Origin of the sequence: Pseudomonas sp. CFII64 (assembly GCF_000416235.1) — a bacterium.
Lineage (GTDB): Bacteria > Pseudomonadota > Gammaproteobacteria > Pseudomonadales > Pseudomonadaceae > Aquipseudomonas.
Window position 1 is genome coordinate 41,876 of the sequence record NZ_ATLO01000053.1, and the last position, 18,700, is coordinate 60,575.

Here is an 18,700-nt window from a genome sequence, read left to right on the forward strand (position 1 = left end):
TAGCATTATCTCAACTGAGCAACCCAGATATTGGTTGAATACGGAATCTGGATCGAGGCTGTATCAAGGCTGTTTAGATAGTCAGCGATTGCGCTGATAACCTCATGGAATTGCGCACCGGCCTGGCGCTCCAGCGTCGCATGGGAGCGCCACGCCTCCAGACACTCTGCAATGCTTTGCTCGTGAATGACCCGCGCATCAAGATGAACAACCGCACCGAACAGTGCGCTGGCATCGATTACCGCCGTTTGATCTTCACGTCGTGTGCCGTAGCCATAACCCTCTACCCGCTCCTTGATGATGGCCTCGATCCGGCTCTGAATCGGGTCATCAAGATTGCGATGATTCCACATACAGGCAAACCAGCCGCGTGGTTTCAGAATGCGCGCCGTTTCCTTGAGGGCTTGCTGGCGATCGCAAACATTGAAGGAGCTGCCAAAGGTGACCATGTCGAAAGCAGCGGATGATTGCCCCGTAACTTCGCCGGTGCCTTCATGCCAGCTGACATTGACCAGATCGCTGGTACGCTTGATGCCATTGCCCCGCATCGCATCATTGGGTTCAACAGCTACAACGTCCAGGCCACGAGCTGCCAGCATCATGGTCAGATGCGCAACGCCCGCACCGACATCGCAAAACTTGTCGCCTTTCTCGGCACCGGCAATCGAAAGCATGGCGTCGATTGCGGCATCAGCGTAGTCGGGTCTTTTCAGATAGGCATCGGCCAGGGTGGTGTAGTCCCATTCGGTTTTCATACCAGCTTCCTTTTATAAAAATGATGTAATAAGTCATCAGCCAAGATCTGTGGCGAGCGGTGAGAATCAAACTCCACTACCCAGTCAGCTGCGTCCGGCTCATCGATGGGTAAATCGAGACCGGCAATATTCTTTTCCATATGAAACAGACTCATGCTCAAATCGGGTGTGTTGTCTGCCTAAAGCGCATGTCAACTCCTGGGTTCATTCGGGACCTTGATTCCACTTCTGACCATTTCACCGAGCGCGTTAGTGGAAGAGTAGCGAAAATCTGACTGATGTTTTTTCTGGATCAGGTCTTGAAACACTTCGTTAGGGTAAAACTGTCCGCTGTATTCAGCGTCATAAAAATTCTTATATATCGAATAGCGCTGCTCGCGGGTGAGGAGTTCAAAGCCGAACAGTAAATCCTCAAGCTCATCGCTGGTTCGGGCTATCGGCAGAAAACCGCCCATTTGTTCCAGCCAGGTCTTGACGATCATATTGTCCTCATCAACATTCGGGACATAATAAATAGGCAATCTGCCGGTATTGAGCATAAAAGAAACACCGCCACTGGACGCATCGGTAATGATAGTGTCGCAGCGCTGGTAAAATTCTTTACTGCTTTGCCTGGTGTTATCTATTGATATCCATGGATATTGGTGAAGCTGTTCAAACATTTCCTCCACATAGGGATGGTCAAAATCCGTCATATAGGGACGCAGGATAAACTTCGCGTGGGGAATCCGAGCCTTCACCGTATTAATAACCACGTTCATACATTCAAACAGAGAGGCGCCGTCCGGGCATATTCCAATTTGGGTCGGCAGGAGACCCACTGTATATTCTTGCGACGTTTCTCTAAGCTCCGGAGCGGAGCTAAACGGTGCCGGGATTTTAACGGGTAATGTCGATACCACAGTTGTCATCCGAAGATCGGACCGACGAGATTTTCTTTTGGACGGAATACGCAATACAGCCCGGTCATGCCTGTAGAACTTTAAACCTGCATTGATCAGGTCAGAAAGTGACCGAGAAGAAGAGACAACGACATCCCAATAGGATATCAAATCGGCGAAATATTGCTTGTCCTTGACCGGCATGCCCACATTGCCGTGGGCAATAAAAATACCAAAACTCGACTCATCTAACAGTGCGCCAATTATCGCATCGTTCGAAATAACTATCTGAGATTCCAGTTGAGCGATAAACAGCAGGTCTACCTCTTGGACTGGATAGTTTAAAATTTGTCCGGCTTCGTAATTGCTTATTCCGGTCGTACTGGTCTGGAGTACTATACAGTTATATTTATTACGAAACGCGTTCAGTGCTGGCAGCAGATATTCGAGATAAGTCTTGCCGCCATCCTTGACGTTACTGATCAAGTAAATATTTTTCATGATTAAATGTGCACCTTCAAAGGCAACCACAGACAAGCTGGGCTCAGGCCAAGTATGCGCACAGGGGTGGAGAAACATTGGTTTGGCTTGATGCATCTCCCTTCTGCACGTATACGTCCTTGTTGTACGGCATCAACCAAGATGCATTATTAAATGCTATGAACAGAGTGTCTCTGGATCATAAGCGCCATGAATATACCACGTGCGGTCAGAATGACACTACGCTGGCGGGTGAATTTGTCGCAGCTGTGGACGTGGGTCTGAATGTGGGGCCCGGATAATGTTCTGCTGTGATTTCCAGTGGCCACGGCGATTATTTACAGATGTACGCAGAGGGATACTCCGCGTACATTCCGCTGTAGAATTCAGCATCCGCCTGACTAATCCCCAGAAGAACCAAAAATGAGCAAACTGACGCAGTCCTTCGTCAGGACCATCGAAAAGCCCGGCAGCTACCACGATGAGCGTGGCTTGATCCTGCGAGTCAGCGCCTTGGGTACCAAGAAATGGCTGCTGCGCTATCAGCTCAATAATCGACGTCATGACCTGGGTTTGGGTGCGTTCCCGGCCGTGTCCCTCAAGGCCGCGCGGCTTGCGGTCGACACTCATCGGCTGGATCTGTCCCAGGGCATTGATCCGCTGAGCAAGCGGGCTTTGCTGGGTGTGCCGCAAACGTTGCCTGGACCGGCGGTTGTAACATTCCGCATCGAAGCCGAACGCTACATCAAAACCCATCGGCAAAGCTGGAAAAATGCCAGGCATGTCCAGCAGTGGTCGCATACGCTACGCGATCACGTGTACCCGTTGCTGGGTGACATGCCGGTGGCCAGCGTTGATACCGAGCATGTGCTGGACGTGCTCACGCCCATATGGAACAACATTCCGGAGACCGCCTTTCGATTACGTAACCGCATGGAGCTGGTGCTCGATGCGGCCAAGGCGCGTAAATTGCGCGAGGGCGAAAACCCGGCGCGCTGGCGTGGCCATCTCGACAAACTCTTGCCCCGGCAGAAACACGCAAAAATGCCATTTTCCGCCATGCCGGCTGAGGAAGTCGGCCCCTTTATTCGCCGGCTGGACAGCTTGGCCAGTACTGCGGCGCGGGCCTGTGAACTGCTGATCTACACCGCTTGCCGCAGCTCGGAAGTTTGCGATGCGCGTTGGTCCGAGTTTGACCTGGCTACGGGTTTATGGATCATTGATGCGGTGCGCATGAAGGCCGGCAAAACGCATCGTGTCCCGTTATGCCCAGGCGCGATCCAGGTTCTGGAGCAGCAACGAGGCAAGCATCCGCTGTATGTGTTCCCCAATGCCAGACACTCCGCGAGCTTGCCGGGCAATGCGCTGCGGCGGGTCATGCAGCAACTGCAGGCCGGCGAATTCGTACCCCACGGCTTTCGCTCCACGTTCCGTACCTGGGCCGCAGAAAACACACTGTTTCCCCGCGAAGTCTGTGAAATGGCTCTGGCCCACTCGCTGGAAGATAAAGTCGAGGCCGCTTATAACCGTGGCGATTTGCTGGAAAAGCGCCGGCAGCTGATGAGCGAGTGGGCCGCGTATATCCAGGCTGGCGCGGCCGAGGTGTTCAATCCTTGTCCGGAGCCAGATTGAGACCGAGCTGTGCGTCTTCTGCAGGACGAGCCGTAACGGGATCCTTGTGGACGTTGCCCGAATACGTCGAAGCGACATCGCTGGGTTTACTGACAGGCACGATTGTCTTGCGCTGGCCCACCAGATCATCGGGGTTGAGGTACAGGTTCATGCGGGGGATGATCTCGATCCGTGACTTCTTGTCAGGCCGCTCAGCCTGACGGGCATGCCGATCAAAGTGGCGCAACTCATGTACGGTGGTGGGCTCTTCACCCGCTAGGACGAACATCGGCAGGTTGCTGTGAATCATCGCGTCGTACCGCGAGCTCGCCGAGAAATACACCATCGCCCGTGGATGCGGAGCAACCTTCTTGTATTTGATCAGGTTTGCCTGATCGGCCAGATTGACGATGCGGCGCAGCTCAGCCCCAGCCAAGGTTTGTCCTATATCGATGCTTTCCTTGGCGGACTGCTGCTCGGCGGCCTTGCTCAGCAACTCCCGAACTTTGCCCACCGCGACACGTTCGCCTCCCGTGGTGTGACCCGCCCAGGTGAACACAATCAACCGCGGACAGATATCGAACACCTGAGTATGACGCGCCAACTGCTTCATGCTGAATTGTGCACCTAACGCCTGGCGCAGGATTTTTGAGCGCGCGGTAGGCGCCAGATTGAGCTCAATTCGCGTGCGTTCAATCGCGGCCATCAGCTCATCTTTCAGCTGGTTTATCTCTTGTACCCAAGGCAAGACGCTTCGGTTGAGCGTGAAGTAACCTGGCAATCGCATCACCGTTCCCGGTGCCTGGCCAGGCACCCGTTCAAACTGCGTCATCGCGCGCACCGTTGCTTCAATCGCAGCGGCCCCTTCCAGGGGCTGAGCCTTAATCAAGTCAGGCGCTTTTTGTTCGGCCAACAAAGGCAACTGCCAGACCCGCGCAGAGACGACCCATTCAGGCCAGATCTGATTAAAAGCGTGGAGTTTACTGACCAGTTGCGCATGGATTGCCGTGATATCCGTCAGCATGTAAGCCTCCAGTTATTAATACCACCCCTAACATAGCAGTTTTCTTTGAAAAACGCTTTCTCCTCTGATCTTCTGCAGGCAAACGCCGAGGGAAGGAAGAGCAGTAATCAGGCTATCGGCTGTTAGGGGTGGTATTAAACATATCATTGATAGCTAGCCAGCTATATAGCTAGCTATCCCCCCTGCCCTGCAACGCTCAGGCCTTCGCTTTGCGGTGGCGTTTCGCGTTACTCGACGCCAAGGATAAAGGATCAAAGATAGCTAGCTATATAGATATATATATTATTTGAGACTGTAATGCTTCTTCAGCAGCTGCTGGATGATATCGGTCTCGGTGACGCGCTTGCCCGTCTTTGCTGACTCCTGAGCTGCACCCAGTTTCAAGGCGTTGGCAATGTCCCACCGCAGGCGAAACAATTTCTGCACCGTAGGTTCCGGCTTGAAGGCTTCTATGGCAGAAGTCGTGGCGTCTCCAACGATGGCCCTCTCTGGAGCCGAGCGTGATTTGGACAAAGCCTTGTCCGCCTCCCCTCCTTCGAGAAAATCGTTAGGATCCTTGTTGAAGCTTTTGATGTCTGGCTTGGACTTGATCATCCCAACACCTCGACTTCAGCGAGGAACGCGTTCATTTCCTGGATAGCAGCGTGGTCGCGTCGCAACTCATGCACGATGGCGCCTTCACTGATGCAACGGCGAAAGGCCACACGCTCACAGATCTTGGTCTTGAACACACTGAATGACTGCTCTTCAAGGAAGGCCAGCATTTCGCCTGTGTCTTTGGTGCGGGTATCGACCCTGGAGAGCAGCATACGTACGTCGAGATCCGGATTGTAATCACGAGCTAGGTCAACGACGGTCAACAGGTCAGTCATGGCAGCGGCGTCAAACGAACTGGCACCCACCGGGACGATCACCACTTCAGCCAACAGCAACGCTGAACGCAGGCCTACTGAATCACGCCCGCCGGCATCAACGACGACATGCTCATAAGAACTGGCCAACTGACGACCTTCAGAGTTAATAGCTTTACCTTGCAAGCAAACAGTCGTCGGGCTTGGGCTGTATTCCGGATTGTCACGACGCCATGCAGCCCAGCTTGCGGCGCTGCCTTGCGGGTCGCCATCGATCAAAAGAGTTTTGCCGCGTGTTGCGAGCATCGTTGCAAGGTGCACAGCCGTTGTCGTTTTGCCAACGCCGCCCTTGGTGTTTACACAAGCAAAAATGGTCACTGTGGTTCCCTATTCCAATGTATAGCTATATATATAGCTATAAGACAGCTAGCAGTATAGCTATCTATATAGATAGCTAGCTATACCTGTAGGGGGAGGATCTCCCTTATTTTTGTGTAGGACGTTTGCATAGGTCACGACAGATCTACCTGAACTTTTTCAAGGATTGATCACTGTGTTCATCGATGCTTCATGGGTCTGGCGCGGTTTTTGAAACACCAATCGATGCTGCCGATCGGGGTGTTTCGAAAAAGATTCCGCCCATCCTCAGGAATGTTCATGAAACCTGTCGCAGATATTCTGTTCAAACCGATGTCTAGGGCGCTCATTGGCCTCTCAGCGCTCCACACAGGGTTTCTTCACGCACCAGCTCGGCAATCTCAGAGTTTGTCGCTTGTGCGCGCTCTGAGGAGCCCGGCTAATGATTTTGCTTTTGGCTGTGGCTTTTGATTTTCCCAAATCAGAAAAATGAGCTTCGAGCCCCTTTTTAAAATCTTTTTTTCTTGTTTTTAAGCTTGTTTTTAAATCTTGTTTTTAGCACCTCTACAGGCCTTGATTTACGTGGCCTCCAGAGGTGCATCGACTACAAATTCCGGCTATACGACTACAAATTCCGGCTACGCGACTACAAATTCCAGCCCTTACGACTACAAATTTAAGCTATTACGACTACAAATTCCGGCTGTTATCCACAGGCAAACCCCCACCCGATCGTCTCGCAAGCACGCTTTGCAAGACCGCTAACGACTACAAATTCCGGCTATACGCATCAGGCATCTGCCGCAGCCGCAAATCCAGCCTTCGCAAGCCCTTCTATCGACTACAAATTCCGGCTATGGCACCTCTGGTGGCATTTGTCCGATGTTTAGCCAAGGTTACATTCGGAAATTCTTTTCCTAGGAATTGCGTTTTTCGTGTAGCGACTACAAATTCCGGCTATGGCGGACAAGGTATACGACTACAAATTCTGGGCATGGCTCTTTGACATCTAACGACTACAAATTCCGGCTATGGCCAATGGCCCTGCTATCGACTACAAATTCTGGCTATGAAATTGGGGGGAGAAACTTCTCGCCCAAGCTTGTTACTATCGACTCCTTACCGCGCCAGGATTAGTCGATGACCACCCGAGAACCTTCATCATTGCTTGTGACCAAAGCCAATGATCTGATAAGTGCGTCCTATCGCCTGACGCTTCAGGAACAGCGTCTGCTGCTGGCAGCCATTGCCCAGGTTGATCCCCGCAAGCCCATGCCCTCCAAGATCACCGTGACCGCGGCGAGCTTCGCGGAGATCTATGGCGTGCCGATCCGGTTTGCCTACACCAACCTCAAGGAAGCGGCGGATTCCCTCTACGAGCGCGATATCCAGACCTTTGACGGCAAGAACCGCACGCGTATCCGCTGGGTCTACAAAGCGACTTACGCAGAAGGCGAGGGCCGGGTGACGCTTAACTTTACGGTCGATGTCATCCCCTACCTGTCGATGCTCAACAGCAAGCTGACCTCCTACGATCTGCGTCGCGTTGCCAACCTGAACTCCATGCACAGCTTCCGGTTGTTCGAGCTGATGATGCAGTTCAAAAGCACCGGCGTGCTCATCATCGAGGTCGAGAAACTGCGCATCCTGCTGGACCTGGGAGACAGCTACAAACGGTTCAACAACCTGCGTCAGCGCGTCATAGCCCCGTCCATCAACGAGATCATGGCCAAGTCCGGAATTACCATCACCTACCAGACCATTACCGAAGGCAAGACAGTCAAAAGCCTGATGTTTCGCTTCCAGGAAGCTGCGCAAATGCGACTATCCCTTGGTGACGGACTGGAAGTGATTCCAGCAGAACAGGTTGTTTTGATAAATGAATTACCTTTAGAAACAGATAGTTAAGTAAGTGATGTATAGCTATATATCTAGCTATCTTTATATCTATCTAGCTTAAAAGAGGCTTTTTGCCATAGCCGGAATTTGTAGTCGATAGCCTTCAGCCCAGGTCACCTGGCCGTTCTGTTACGCGCCCCTGAGCAGATTGTTCCTCGCCTCGGTTTTTTCGTTTTGTATTAACCACTGGGTCAAACTGTGACCGAATCGAGAGAATTCTTCGTTTTTTATCCCTGAAAAGCCCGTTAAACCCCCCGCCGACCAAGTCTTGGCTAGCTAGATAGATGTCTATCTAGCTATATAGCTAGCTAATCAGGATATTCTCAAAAATGTTACATAGCCGGAATTTGTAGTCGATAGCCCGTTCTACGCGGCCTGCAAGGCACATTTCATTTCCGGGTATCAGTGGTAGAGGCGTTCGCGCTCGCCATCTTCGGTTGAAAACAGCGATCCAGAGCGTGATTTGTCCCGGAAACAACGTATTAGCGCAGCGCTGTTCACTAACAGCCGACAAAAACCAACGTTTTCGCAGGGAATATTCCGACTAATGGCATAGCCGGAATTTGTAGTCGATAGGCCGTATAGCAGGGTAGGCAGTCGTGCTTTTCCTACAGCTGCAGGCTATAAGTCAGCGCACCTTGAAGCGATTCACCAGGATAACCAACCGCTCATTGGAGGCCAGCAGCGCTTCGGTGCTCTTGTCGGCTTGCTGCCCGCTGTTCACCAGGTCACTGACCATATGCCGGATGGCGACCATGTTCTGGTTGATCTCTTCAGTCACTGCGCTTTGCTCTTCAGCGGCCGTGGCGATGTGTGCGCTCAGATCGTGGATGCGCAGCACAGAGCTGGCCATACCATCCAGGCCTTCGTTGACCCGTGAAGTCCGATCGGCTGTGGATTCGCAACTGGCCTTGGTCTTGACCATCGCCCCCACGGCATCGTTGACGCCCTGTTCCAGCCTGGCCAGCATCTCGTTGATTTCCGAAGTGCTCTGTTGTGTGCGTCCGGCCAGGGCGCGCACCTCATCAGCCACCACGGCAAAGCCACGGCCTTGTTCGCCAGCCCTGGCCGCTTCGATCGCGGCATTGAGTGCCAGCAGATTGGTTTGCTGGGCGATGCCACCAATCACCCCGAGTACATCGGTGATGCGCTTGGCGTCGCTCTGCATACCTTGAACGTATTGCGTGGCGCTCTCGACTTCTTCCACCAGGGACAAAACGCTGACTGACGCCTGGTCGACCACGGCTTTGGATTTTTGCGCTGCGTCGTTGACGCTTTGCGTAAAGCTCGCGGTTTCGTTGGCGCTTTGCGCAACGCTGTCAGCCGTGGCGCTCATCTCATTGATCGCCGTCACCGCCTGATCGGTTTCCGAGGCATGGCGGTCCAGGATTTGATTGGTGTGTCGCGATTGCTGTTGCAGCTGCACCAGTTCCCCGGAGATCTGACTGGTAGCCGCGGCCACATCGACCATCATGCCTTGCAGATAAGCAATGAAGCGGTTGACCGAATTACCGACGGCATCCAGTTCATCCTCGCCCTTGATCGCAATGCGTCGTGTCAGATCCGCTTCGCCTGACGACAACGTGTCGATATTGCCGCGCAGCACGGTCAAACGTTTCATCAGGCGACTGATGGCGAAAACCAGCACCACCACCAACAGGATCACCAGTGGAATCTGAATCAGCCCAAGGGTTTTCAACACCTCATTGCTGTGCAAGGTCAGTAACGAAGTGGGCAGGGCGGTTGCAATCAACCAAGGCGTGCCCGGCACAGCTTTGAGGAAAAACGTCAGGTCGCCGGCTTGCTGGTCTTTATAGGCCTGCTGATAAAGGTTGCTGCCAGAGATGCTGCGCAAGCCTTCCTGAATCTGTTTGGCGAACAGCGACTGATTGCTGAAGTCCGCGACATTCTTGAGCACGATCTCGCCGGGGATCGTCTCCTGATTGGTGAGGATCTTGCCGTCGCGTTCGACGATCATGATCTGCCCCTGGACTTCCTTTTGTTTGTCCTGAATCAGGCCATTGAAAAAGCCCAGGGTAACGTCAATGGTCGACACGCCGAACAGCACGCCGTCCTTATAAATGCCCATTGCACAGTTGGTGCGCGGTTGCGGGCTGGCCGCATCCTGATAAGCCGCCGCCCACGCGCATTGCCCTTTTGGGGCATTCTGGCCAGCTTTGTGCCACGGTTGCTCGTAGTAGTTAGGCGCCGCATCAGAGTTCCAGTAGGTGCTGACCACCAGCTTCCCTGAAGCATCCCGATGATAAAAGGTGCTGTGCTTGTTACGGCCTGGCGTACGCATTTGTGCCATCGGCCAGATCCCGCCGCCAAACACCTTGGTGTCCCCGTACTGATCGATCAGCCCCGGCATGACCCGATCAATGCCGTCGCTGTCCAGCAACGGTACCGCCTGGGTGATGCCCCGCGATTGCGCCTCGACCCGAGCCAGATCCGTCAGAATGCGCGTGGCCACTTGATCGACCTTGTGCAACACCACCTGCTCCTCGGTGGCCTGAATCTTCGGCGCAACGAAATGCTCGATACCCTGCTCGGTCATCAGCGCGATGGCGGCAATCAGTATGATGAAAATCACGGTGTAGCGAGCCTGGACGGTTTTCATCGATAGCCTCTAATCGGTGTGAAGGACGTTTCTGATAAGGGTCTTCACGCTATCGGCTGGAGGGCAGGGGAGTTGAGATGGGGAGGATAGGTCAGTACATACCGTTGATCAGAGACTCGGTTGAGCGCCCAGCCGGCATACCTGAAAAATGGAGGCACGCTGGAGAACGCGGCGCGATGGCCAACCATGCCTCGACCCGCACCACTGACTTGTACGACCGACGTCGGGACACCATAAGCCTGGATGAAGTGGAACGAATTCAGGTGTGACCTCACTTGGTCACCGCAGGAAGTTGCTGTGCTTGAGCACTCGGACAGCTGATTGGCAGAAAAGGTTAAGGCCCGCCATGGACTGCACAGCGCATCCGATCCAACGACGAAACGCATCCAATCGGATTGGGTAAATCGCCATCCCCAAAGCCTGACGCTAACATGCGGTGGGAGCCATAAAGTCGGCACATAACGGGATTAATGGTAAAACCTGTTTGGAGTAAAAAGCCTATCCAACCTCGCCTATACCCTAGGCGTCTCTACAAGCAGCGAAGGTATGGCGCATATTCACCAATCGTAAGCCTTTCTATGAGTGCGGTAGGATGCGTGATCGAGTACCAGCCGAGCTTTGCAATGGACAGAGGCTCCTCCTCCGACTGGATAATGTGCAGCTTGCTAACGCCTGAATTAAGCAGACCCGCGAAGCGGGTTCGGCTTGAATGAATTGTTAGGCGCCAGGCTAGTTGCTCAGAAACATTACCTTGATGCCATTCTCAGTGAGCGCAAGAGAAAACTGTCCGTCAACGACTGCTAGCGCCCCGCAGAAGCTCCCATCCTTTCCGCAAAAAACACCTCGACCGCCTTTCGGCGTGTAGAACATTCTCTTTCCAGATGGCGAGAAGAAATTTGTTGTGCCGTTGTCAGCAATAGCGTAGTAGCCAGCGAAGGTTCCGGAACCATTTGAACTATAGATAATCCTGCGGTTCCCGTTGCGGTTGTTCTCGTAGTTGGATGCGCTGTTGTCGTAGTTACTTTCCGAATTGTCATAATTAGACGGACTGTTATCGTAGTTGCTTATGGAGTTGTTATAGTTGCTTGGAGAGTTATCGTAGTTAGACGGTGAGTAGTCATACGGTAGACGCGCCTCAGCCACTAGAGCAATAGGTAGATCCGCAAGCACCCGCCCTGATGTCAGGGCAAGTACGAGAATAAAAATAGCTTTCAATAGATCGCGCATAGCTTTCCCCCAGCGCCCTGACGTCCGATTAAAGCTGCGCCGCCAAGCGACGTCAGCTTGTTAGGCCCCTGATCCATCTGATTGAGCAATTGCTGCTTCTGCAGATTTAGATTCAAATGTGCCCGATTTAGTAAATCCGCGATTTGCCAAGTTTGATTCTCTCCACTTGTTCCCGTTAAACCCGGGAATTAGATGCAGTGAAAGCCATAGACCAAGCCCTCCAAGAGCAAGCGGATTGGTGCCGCCTGCGCTCCCAGCATAAACATCATTAGGCGTCTGCTATGCTCAGCCATCTAAAACTGGAGCGAGTCCAAGGCGGTAGATGGCTGTGATATAGCCTTTGACTTATAATAATTAATAAATTGATTTCAATTCTAGTGATTGTATATTGATACCCAAAGGCCGACCATCGATAAACAACCCTAGTTCTAAGGGTGTTATGGCATTTTTAAAGTTAAAATTAACCTGCAGATGTTCAGATGCAGACAAGTCCAGCGTTTCAGGGATTGGGATAACGCGAAGCCCAGAAGGGTCTGGAAGAAAATATCGGACTGTTTTCAACGGCGTACCATTAATACTCACCTCGATGTCCTGAAGGGGGTGTGCATTGGATAAAAAAGCACGAGCAGTTAAATAGAGCGCCAATTTCCTTTTTGGTACATTGGGTAATTCGAGATTTATGGATGCTGATCGCTGCTCTGACCAAGTACCCGCTCCTTCCGGAGCAGACCAGCCTGAAGAAAGGAATTCAACGCCTGAGCCTCCCGGCTGAAAAGATAGAACTCCAGAGCTGTAGGGAGCTTTATTACTATCGGCCACCGAAACAACAGTGCTTATATCGCAGCTTGCACAGTGTTTGAGCCCTGGGGCCAAAAATCGGAATCCATCAAGTACCCCCGCCACGTCGTCCTCTGCTACAGACTGCGAGGCCGTAGCCCAAAGCGCGTCGTCTTCAAAAATGTAGATCGAGTCTGGATCGTATTGATGAAACGCGACGGTTTGCTTCAAATGGTCCTGCATCTGAAGTTTTACCAAAGGATCTACTCTGGCGAAATAACCGGTGTTGGTAATCATCCTGTGAGCGGCTGAAAACTGAGCCAAGGGAATCCAGTCCGTACTTAAACTCCCTGGAACCACCAGAATGACGGACTTATAACGCTGGGAAAAATCTTTCCAGAGGGAAGACGTCATGGGCGAGTCCCAAGCGGGCGTATCCGTCATTTTGACTCTGAAGAACGACCAGGCGTTGGCAGTGTCCCACACCTGAAAAACGAGCATCAGCGATGTTAGCGCGATGGCCAGTTTTACCTTCAAGCGTGTCATTAAAATATAGAAAACGGTGAAATAAATAAGGTAATAGACCGGCCAGAAAAAACGTCCGGATGCCCTGAATGTATTGGTGATACGGTCGGCCAATGGAGGAAGTGCGAAGGCAAAAACCTCGGATTGACCCACTGCGATGTGAGATGAAATCGCATACATGGATAACGATATGGATAAAAGGATTAACGGTACTTTGGTTGCCGCTCGATACCCTTGACGAGTGGGTTTTATAAGCAGCGCCGCCATCGAGGAAACGACAAGCCCAATAATGCCCGCGCCTAGATAATTAAACCCTTCATAATCCCCTGCTGTGAGTGTCTGATCAGGGATGACTTTAGACCATAGGTCATCAGGATCAATCAGTGCCAGAAGGTTCATTCGATAAAAGCCAAAACCGATATCCGCAACCCCTGCGCCTACCATGAAATAGCCGGCGGCCCACATGACCAAAGCCACTAGGACAAAGCCAGTAAACGCGTATCCCGCGACGTGAACTGTAGATATCTGCTTTACCCATCGGCGTTGAACGAGGTCAGCGCTTGCGATGGCTAAAAGCATGACAACGAGATAGGCGTGAATGAGGACCCCGCCAATGAGCAGGGCCGCCCAGCGCAACTTCGAGAACCGGGTTGAGAAATAGAGGTATAGGGCGGCGAGTAATACCCAGTGACTGAACAAGGCAAAGTGCGCGTGCAAGCGCCAGACGCTGGCCGGTGCCATGGCAAAGAAAAGACAGCCGATAACCAGAAGGATTTTGTCCGTGACAAATAAAGAAAGTAATTTCCAGGCAAAATAGGCCTGAAGGCAGAAGCAAATCAGGATCCATATTCCGGTGTATTGAAATTGCTCAGGGAGTATCGCGTTGAAAGGCTTGAACAAGAAAGCCATGAGCGGTATTGAATCGCTGAAAACGATAGAACTTCCTAACTCCATACCAAAAGCGCGATTAGCCCCTAAAGGCCACTGTAAGAGAGGAGTCGAGCGAAAAAACTGCCACCCTATCAAGTGCTGCGCTGGATCGCCTTTCATCAGCCAGTCAACGTAGAGAGGATTTAATATTTTTCCTCCCGTAACAAGAAAGAATAACACAACGCCGATAACTATTGGCATCAGGATCCAGGGATCTCTAAGGCGGGACGATGAACGTATCATTTATATGTCCAAAAGTTGTGCAGTATAAAATTAACTGGAGGCAGTAAAAAAATAACAGCGCAGGTACTTATCAAGGCACTGAAGCCAAGGTACTGCACACCTAGAGGGATGGTAAGTGACAGTAATAAGCCCACGATAGAAACAACAACGAAACGGAATAATGTTTTTCCGTGCAGTTTGGCGGAAAAACTCCATACAGTGTGCAGGAGATAGGAAAGCATCGTGGCGCAGCAGAAAGCGATGCCATTGGCAATAGAAGGGTTTGACAGAACATAATGAATAATCAGGGTAGCAATTACGAAATGCACGCCTGTCACGAAAAGTCCTGTTACGCCGAATCGCAGGGTTCGCTTTAGCAACAAGCGAGCTGCAGAAGGCTGGTCTAATGTATCCATTACGTTGTATTACTCTCCTCTCAAAAACGGGCTAAGGGGCGTCTCATCCGCCCCCGGTGTCAGCTTACAAAGCCTAATCAGGCCTGATTTCCAGTGTCTTGATGCCCAATGCCAGCTTTCGGGCATCTGAAGAAGCGCCGGCGTCTGCTGGTGAAATGGCATCTTTGAATTTTAAAAGGATGGACAGCTGTGCGCCTGCATCCTTTATGAGTTGTTTGGGAATGGAAATTGACTGTGTGCCGCTGGCAACGTTCAGCTCGAACTTCATCGTCGCCAATAGATGCCTGTTCACCAAAACCTCGACGTTTTGCACCGGATGCTTCGCTGAAAGAAACGCGTTGCCCTCAATGAACAAGGTATGGTCGCGATCCATGCTTGCCGGTGGCAAGTTCATACGAATCAGAGCGCTGTTGCCGCTGGACCAGGTGCCCCAGTTTTCCGCAGTCCCCCAACCGTAAACAAGGTACGCAAGACCTTTTTCTCCAGGTGCAAAGCGCACAGGCCCGGAGGCATAGTCATAGGTGCTATTTTTCTCAGCAACGATTCGGGATGCTGTTGTTGGTACGCAGGTTTTGCAGTCATTCAGGCCGGGCGCAAGAACCCGGTAGCCATCCAGCACCCCGGCAACGTCTGATGGTGCAAGACGGTTTGCAGCCAGAGTCCACAGGAAATCGTTTTCGAAGACGTACAACGCATCTTTCTGGAATTCATTGGCAGACACTGATGCAATGAGTGTCTCGCGCGCGGCTTTTTCGATGTCCGGGTTGACCCTTGCGAAATAGCCAATATTGATTGCCATCTGGTGAGCTGCGGCCAGTTCTGTAAGAGGACGCCATTGGGGCGCTGAATTAACCGGCAATACATAGATTATTTTTTTGTAGTGCGCGCCGAGGTCTTTCCAGACGGGCGATTCCAATAGTGATCCCGGGGCTGGGGCACGGCTTAACACTTCACGTAGATTGGGCCACGCCTTACTCATGTCGACGGTCTGCACAACGAACATAGCGGCGCACGCGATCAATGCGTGTTGAGGTTTCAAACGCTTGAATATCAAATAGAAGATACCGAGGTACAGCGCATAATAGGCAGGCCAGATGAACCTTCCTGATACCCGAAACGTATCTGTTAACGGTCGGGTGAAGGTCGGCAATGCATACTGAAACGCTTCGCTACTGCCAATCGCTATGTGATCCGACAGCGCAAAAATAAATAGCAGCACACTCAGTATGACTAGGGGTAACGCGCGCAACCCCCACGGTGTTTTGATCTTGGTTAGCAACGTGCCAAGCGCCACGACCGCAAGCCCGAGCATGCCGGTTCCCAGATAACTGGCGCCTTCGTAATCTCCACCCAGTCCCGGCTGATCGGGGAGCATGCGGGACCAGACATTGTCGGTATCGATAAAGGCCAGTAAATTCATGCGATAGAAGCCGAATCCGGTGCTTTGCACGCCGGATTTGAGCATGAAATAGCCCGCTGCCCACATGACGAAGGCGACGAGGGCGAAGCCTGAAATGATATGAACCAGACTGCGTGCCGTAGTCCGTTGTTTTAGCCACCGACGCTGCACGATATCCATTAACCAGATCGCGAGGACCATGGCCAACAAATAGGCATGAATAAGTGATGTAACAATTAACAGAATGCCCCAGCGTCTGGCGAGGGAGCGGCCGTCACAATAATAATAGAGAGCCGCAATGATGACCCACTGCCCGAACAAGGCATAGTGGACACCTAAGCGAAAAAGCCCAATGGGCGCCACGATAAAAAATAGACTCCCAACCAGGGAAAGCAATTTATGTTCGGTCAGTAAGGAGAGTAGTTTCCAGGCGAAGTAGGCCTGAAGAGAAAAGCAAAGTGCTATCCAGATGCCGATGTATTGAAAAGTCTCAGGCAGCAAGAAGCCAAGGGGCTTGAAGATAAAGGCCATGAGCGGAATCGAATCTGTGAAAACTACAGAACTGCCAATTTCCATCCCATAATCAGGATTGGCACCGATAGGCCACTGCCAGAAAGGAGAGTGTCGAAAAAACTCCCATCCCAACAAATGAGTGGCGGGATCTCCATCCATCAACCAACCCACATTCTGCGGCCACAGAATATGACCGCCTGTGATCAGCATAAACGCTATGAGACCACACATGATCGACAAAAACGGCCATAAAGGAAGGGGTATTTTTGTCCAGGCAGTCATCTATAAGTCCAAAAGTGGTGAAGCACAAAGTTGAAGTTCGCAAGCGAACGTACAACGAATAGAAAGCGGGTCAGAGCGCCGAGTTCTAGTAACTGCGCTCCCCGTGAGATCAACATGGTGACTGGAAAACCTGAGATGGAGCCCCAGAAGAACCGGTCCATACTCCCACATTACTTATGCTTTCTGAGCCAGACAAAAAACGGTCAGCCCTGCCGTACGATTGAAATTCATAAAGGGCAACTCGGCCTCACACAGGGATTTCAGGACGGTATTGACCAAGGGGCTGTGCTTGGTCAGTTGAGACTGAGCAGGCTTTGCACCACCGGTCTGTTTTTGCGCCAGACGTAACGTGGCGGCAATGGGGAACACAGAGCCGAAATAATAAGTGCCTTGTTTGACGGTTAGTCCGGTGCGTCGCACCACGTCTTCAAGATGGTTCAAGGTGTAGCGGCGTTTGTGTTCAAGAAAATCATCGTGGCCGCTCCACAAAAACTGGAATGCGGGGACCGTAATCAAAAACTGACTGCCCGTTGGTACTTTGTTCACGTAGTCCTGCAAAAGCCCTACGTCGTCGTCGACGTGCTCAAGCACGTCCATCAACAGCACCAGATCTGCATCGATTGAATCGATTGAACGGCGGTAGTGGACCGCTTTTCCAGCTTCCTGGGCATCAGAGTCGGCGTCATAACTGATGTCCACGCACCAGGCTTCCTGAGCGTTCGTATGGTTGAGCAGATAGCGCGAGAAAAACCCCGACCCTGCGCCTACATCGAGGATTTTCGAGGGCTTTATAGTCCCAAGCAGCCGGCTCATGGCCTTGGCTTTGGAGCTGTAATACCAATGCCCGGCAATATCAGCACCCAGAATTTCCGTTTCTTTCAGGTCCATTGATTCAATCCTTAGGGTCGTAAACGCGGCGGATCAGGTAGACAGGACGGCGCTTGGATTCCAGATAGGTTCTGCCCAGGTACTCACCTATCACGCCAATGCCCATCAATTGCAGTCCGCCCAGGAAGGTCACAGCCACCATCAAAGAGGCATAGCCTGGAACGTCTGCTCCATAAATAAGGACTCGCAGGCCGATGAAGGTCGCGAATAAAAACGAGATGAGTGACACCCCGAAACCCAGGTAAGTCCAGATCCGCAACGGGTCGGTGCTAAAGCTGGTCACGCCTTCAAGCGCGAAATTCCATAGTCGCCAGCCGTTGAACTTGGTAGTGCCGGCGATACGTTCCAGTCGGGTGTATTCCACACAGGTAGTGCGAAAACCGACCCAGGCAAACAGGCCTTTCATGAAACGTCGTGATTCCGGAAGGTCCTTCAGAGCCTCGATGACGCAGCGATCCATCAAGCGGAAATCCCCCACGTTTTCGGGCAACTGTGGATCAGCCATCTTGTTGTGAATTTTGTAGAACCAACTGGCCGAGGCACGCTTAGCCCAGGTGTCTGAGTCGCGGTTGGCGCGTTTCGCCAGGACCACTTCATACCCTTCACGCCATTTGGCGATCATTTCCAGAATCAACTCCGGAGGATCCTGCAGGTCGACATCGATGGGCACGACGACTTGCCCGGCTGCAGCCTGCAAGCCGGCCGTCAGTGCTGCCTCTTTGCCGAAGTTACGGCTCAAATCGACGATCCTGACCCTAGAATCAGTACGTTGACAGATCAGCAGCTGTTCCAGTGTGTCATCCGTGCTGCCGTCATTGACGAACACGATCTCCACATCTACGCAGGGCTGATCCTTGAACACCTTGCCAACTTCGTCCAGAAACAAACTGACCGTTTCCGTTTCGTTGTAAACAGGAACGACCAAAGAAAGCTTTACCACCGAGGTATCAGGGCCTTCGACATCCGGAGTATTTGAGTTGGTTAATGTCTGTTCCATTGAGGGTCTGTATTCAGCCAATGTGAGGTGTGGGTCGGGAGCGGAC

Annotated in this window: 16 protein-coding genes and 1 pseudogene; 3 read left to right on the plus strand and 14 right to left on the minus strand. The window is 52.1% G+C overall.

Going from position 1 to position 18,700, the window contains the following annotated elements:
- Nucleotides 1-5: 5 nt before the first annotated feature.
- The 3 genes from CFII64_RS27735 to CFII64_RS27740 are packed head-to-tail and all read right to left on the minus strand — an operon-like array spanning nucleotide 6 to nucleotide 2,137.
- The gene (locus CFII64_RS27735) at nucleotides 6-755 is read right to left on the minus strand and encodes a class I SAM-dependent methyltransferase (RefSeq protein ID WP_020294200.1); all 750 of its coding nucleotides are present in this window, start codon (nucleotides 753-755) and stop codon (nucleotides 6-8) included.
- Nucleotides 752-895 carry an adenylyl-sulfate kinase gene (locus CFII64_RS29945; RefSeq protein ID WP_020294201.1) on the minus strand — a complete coding sequence of 48 codons (144 nt, stop codon included), beginning with the start codon at nucleotides 893-895 and terminating at the stop codon, nucleotides 752-754. The genes CFII64_RS27735 and CFII64_RS29945 overlap by 4 nt, the downstream gene beginning before the upstream one ends.
- Before the next feature lie 51 nt (nucleotides 896-946).
- Entirely contained in the window at nucleotides 947-2,137 is a 1,191-nt protein-coding gene (locus CFII64_RS27740; RefSeq protein WP_020294202.1) for a hypothetical protein, read from the minus strand.
- Between the two features lie 402 nt (nucleotides 2,138-2,539).
- Between CFII64_RS27740 and CFII64_RS27745 the strand changes: the two genes are divergently transcribed.
- Nucleotides 2,540-3,748, plus strand: a complete 1,209-nt coding sequence (locus CFII64_RS27745) for a site-specific integrase (protein WP_020294203.1) — start codon at nucleotides 2,540-2,542, stop codon at nucleotides 3,746-3,748.
- On the opposite strand, the gene CFII64_RS27750 is transcribed toward CFII64_RS27745, so the two are convergent.
- The 3 genes from CFII64_RS27750 to CFII64_RS27760 form a co-directional block, all read right to left on the minus strand.
- Nucleotides 3,723-4,751, minus strand: coding sequence for a DNA replication terminus site-binding protein (locus CFII64_RS27750; RefSeq protein WP_020294204.1), 1,029 nt, complete (start codon nucleotides 4,749-4,751; stop codon nucleotides 3,723-3,725). The genes CFII64_RS27745 and CFII64_RS27750 overlap by 26 nt on opposite strands.
- A 282-nt stretch (nucleotides 4,752-5,033) precedes the next feature.
- Entirely contained in the window at nucleotides 5,034-5,345 is a 312-nt protein-coding gene (locus CFII64_RS27755) for a hypothetical protein (RefSeq protein ID WP_020294205.1), read from the minus strand.
- Entirely contained in the window at nucleotides 5,342-5,980 is a 639-nt protein-coding gene (locus CFII64_RS27760; protein ID WP_020294206.1) for a ParA family protein, read from the minus strand. The genes CFII64_RS27755 and CFII64_RS27760 overlap by 4 nt, the downstream gene beginning before the upstream one ends.
- 1,119 nt (nucleotides 5,981-7,099) lie before the next feature.
- On the opposite strand from CFII64_RS27760, the gene CFII64_RS27765 reads away from it, so the two are divergent.
- On the plus strand, nucleotides 7,100-7,867 hold the full coding sequence (locus CFII64_RS27765) for a replication initiation protein (protein ID WP_020294207.1): 768 nt from the start codon (nucleotides 7,100-7,102) through the stop codon (nucleotides 7,865-7,867).
- Between the two features lie 619 nt (nucleotides 7,868-8,486).
- Here CFII64_RS27765 and CFII64_RS30660 read toward each other — a convergent pair.
- Both CFII64_RS30660 and CFII64_RS30665 read right to left on the minus strand, forming a co-directional pair.
- Nucleotides 8,487-9,332, minus strand: a complete 846-nt coding sequence (locus CFII64_RS30660) for a methyl-accepting chemotaxis protein (protein WP_371106478.1) — start codon at nucleotides 9,330-9,332, stop codon at nucleotides 8,487-8,489.
- A gap of 15 nt (nucleotides 9,333-9,347) precedes the next feature.
- Nucleotides 9,348-10,478, minus strand: a pseudogene (locus tag CFII64_RS30665) (cache and HAMP domain-containing protein); the annotation flags it as partial.
- 176 nt (nucleotides 10,479-10,654) lie between these two features.
- On the opposite strand from CFII64_RS30665, the gene CFII64_RS29950 reads away from it, so the two are divergent.
- A complete protein-coding gene (locus CFII64_RS29950) occupies nucleotides 10,655-10,747 on the plus strand; it encodes a hypothetical protein (protein WP_020294209.1) in 93 nt (30 codons plus the stop codon).
- Between the two features lie 460 nt (nucleotides 10,748-11,207).
- On the opposite strand, the gene CFII64_RS27780 is transcribed toward CFII64_RS29950, so the two are convergent.
- The 6 genes from CFII64_RS27780 to CFII64_RS27800 form a co-directional block, all read right to left on the minus strand.
- On the minus strand, nucleotides 11,208-11,705 hold the full coding sequence (locus CFII64_RS27780) for a hypothetical protein (protein WP_020294210.1): 498 nt from the start codon (nucleotides 11,703-11,705) through the stop codon (nucleotides 11,208-11,210).
- A 354-nt stretch (nucleotides 11,706-12,059) separates the two neighbouring features.
- The gene (locus CFII64_RS27785) at nucleotides 12,060-14,138 is read right to left on the minus strand and encodes a DUF6311 domain-containing protein (RefSeq protein WP_020294211.1); all 2,079 of its coding nucleotides are present in this window, start codon (nucleotides 14,136-14,138) and stop codon (nucleotides 12,060-12,062) included.
- A 38-nt stretch (nucleotides 14,139-14,176) separates the two neighbouring features.
- Entirely contained in the window at nucleotides 14,177-14,575 is a 399-nt protein-coding gene (locus CFII64_RS29595; RefSeq protein ID WP_084488327.1) for a GtrA family protein, read from the minus strand.
- A 73-nt stretch (nucleotides 14,576-14,648) separates the two neighbouring features.
- The gene (locus CFII64_RS27790; protein ID WP_020294213.1) at nucleotides 14,649-16,769 is read right to left on the minus strand and encodes a DUF6311 domain-containing protein; all 2,121 of its coding nucleotides are present in this window, start codon (nucleotides 16,767-16,769) and stop codon (nucleotides 14,649-14,651) included.
- 174 nt (nucleotides 16,770-16,943) lie between these two features.
- Nucleotides 16,944-17,657, minus strand: a complete 714-nt coding sequence (locus CFII64_RS27795; protein ID WP_020294214.1) for a bifunctional 2-polyprenyl-6-hydroxyphenol methylase/3-demethylubiquinol 3-O-methyltransferase UbiG — start codon at nucleotides 17,655-17,657, stop codon at nucleotides 16,944-16,946.
- A gap of 4 nt (nucleotides 17,658-17,661) precedes the next feature.
- Nucleotides 17,662-18,654: a glycosyltransferase family 2 protein gene (locus CFII64_RS27800; protein WP_020294215.1), complete on the minus strand. Its 993-nt coding sequence runs from the start codon at nucleotides 18,652-18,654 to the stop codon at nucleotides 17,662-17,664.
- Between the last annotated feature and the right edge of the window lie 46 nt (nucleotides 18,655-18,700).

What these genes read in the sequence shown, in the direction of transcription:
- CFII64_RS27780 (WP_020294210.1), bottom strand. Translation starts at nt 11,705, where the DNA reads ATGCGCGATCTATTGAAAGCTATTTTTATTCTCGTACTTGCCCTGACA.
- CFII64_RS27765 (WP_020294207.1), top strand. Translation starts at nt 7,100, where the DNA reads ATGACCACCCGAGAACCTTCATCATTGCTTGTGACCAAAGCCAATGAT.
- CFII64_RS27745 (WP_020294203.1), top strand. Translation starts at nt 2,540, where the DNA reads ATGAGCAAACTGACGCAGTCCTTCGTCAGGACCATCGAAAAGCCCGGC.
- CFII64_RS27800 (WP_020294215.1), bottom strand. Translation starts at nt 18,654, where the DNA reads ATGGAACAGACATTAACCAACTCAAATACTCCGGATGTCGAAGGCCCT.
- CFII64_RS29595 (WP_084488327.1), bottom strand. Translation starts at nt 14,575, where the DNA reads ATGGATACATTAGACCAGCCTTCTGCAGCTCGCTTGTTGCTAAAGCGA.
- CFII64_RS27750 (WP_020294204.1), bottom strand. Translation starts at nt 4,751, where the DNA reads ATGCTGACGGATATCACGGCAATCCATGCGCAACTGGTCAGTAAACTC.
- CFII64_RS27795 (WP_020294214.1), bottom strand. Translation starts at nt 17,657, where the DNA reads ATGGACCTGAAAGAAACGGAAATTCTGGGTGCTGATATTGCCGGGCAT.
- CFII64_RS27790 (WP_020294213.1), bottom strand. Translation starts at nt 16,769, where the DNA reads ATGACTGCCTGGACAAAAATACCCCTTCCTTTATGGCCGTTTTTGTCG.
- CFII64_RS27740 (WP_020294202.1), bottom strand. Translation starts at nt 2,137, where the DNA reads ATGAAAAATATTTACTTGATCAGTAACGTCAAGGATGGCGGCAAGACT.
- CFII64_RS29945 (WP_020294201.1), bottom strand. Translation starts at nt 895, where the DNA reads ATGGAAAAGAATATTGCCGGTCTCGATTTACCCATCGATGAGCCGGAC.
- CFII64_RS27785 (WP_020294211.1), bottom strand. Translation starts at nt 14,138, where the DNA reads ATGCCAATAGTTATCGGCGTTGTGTTATTCTTTCTTGTTACGGGAGGA.
- CFII64_RS29950 (WP_020294209.1), top strand. Translation starts at nt 10,655, where the DNA reads ATGGCCAACCATGCCTCGACCCGCACCACTGACTTGTACGACCGACGT.
- CFII64_RS30660 (WP_371106478.1), bottom strand. Translation starts at nt 9,332, where the DNA reads ATGATGGTCGATGTGGCCGCGGCTACCAGTCAGATCTCCGGGGAACTG.
- CFII64_RS27755 (WP_020294205.1), bottom strand. Translation starts at nt 5,345, where the DNA reads ATGATCAAGTCCAAGCCAGACATCAAAAGCTTCAACAAGGATCCTAAC.
- CFII64_RS27735 (WP_020294200.1), bottom strand. Translation starts at nt 755, where the DNA reads ATGAAAACCGAATGGGACTACACCACCCTGGCCGATGCCTATCTGAAA.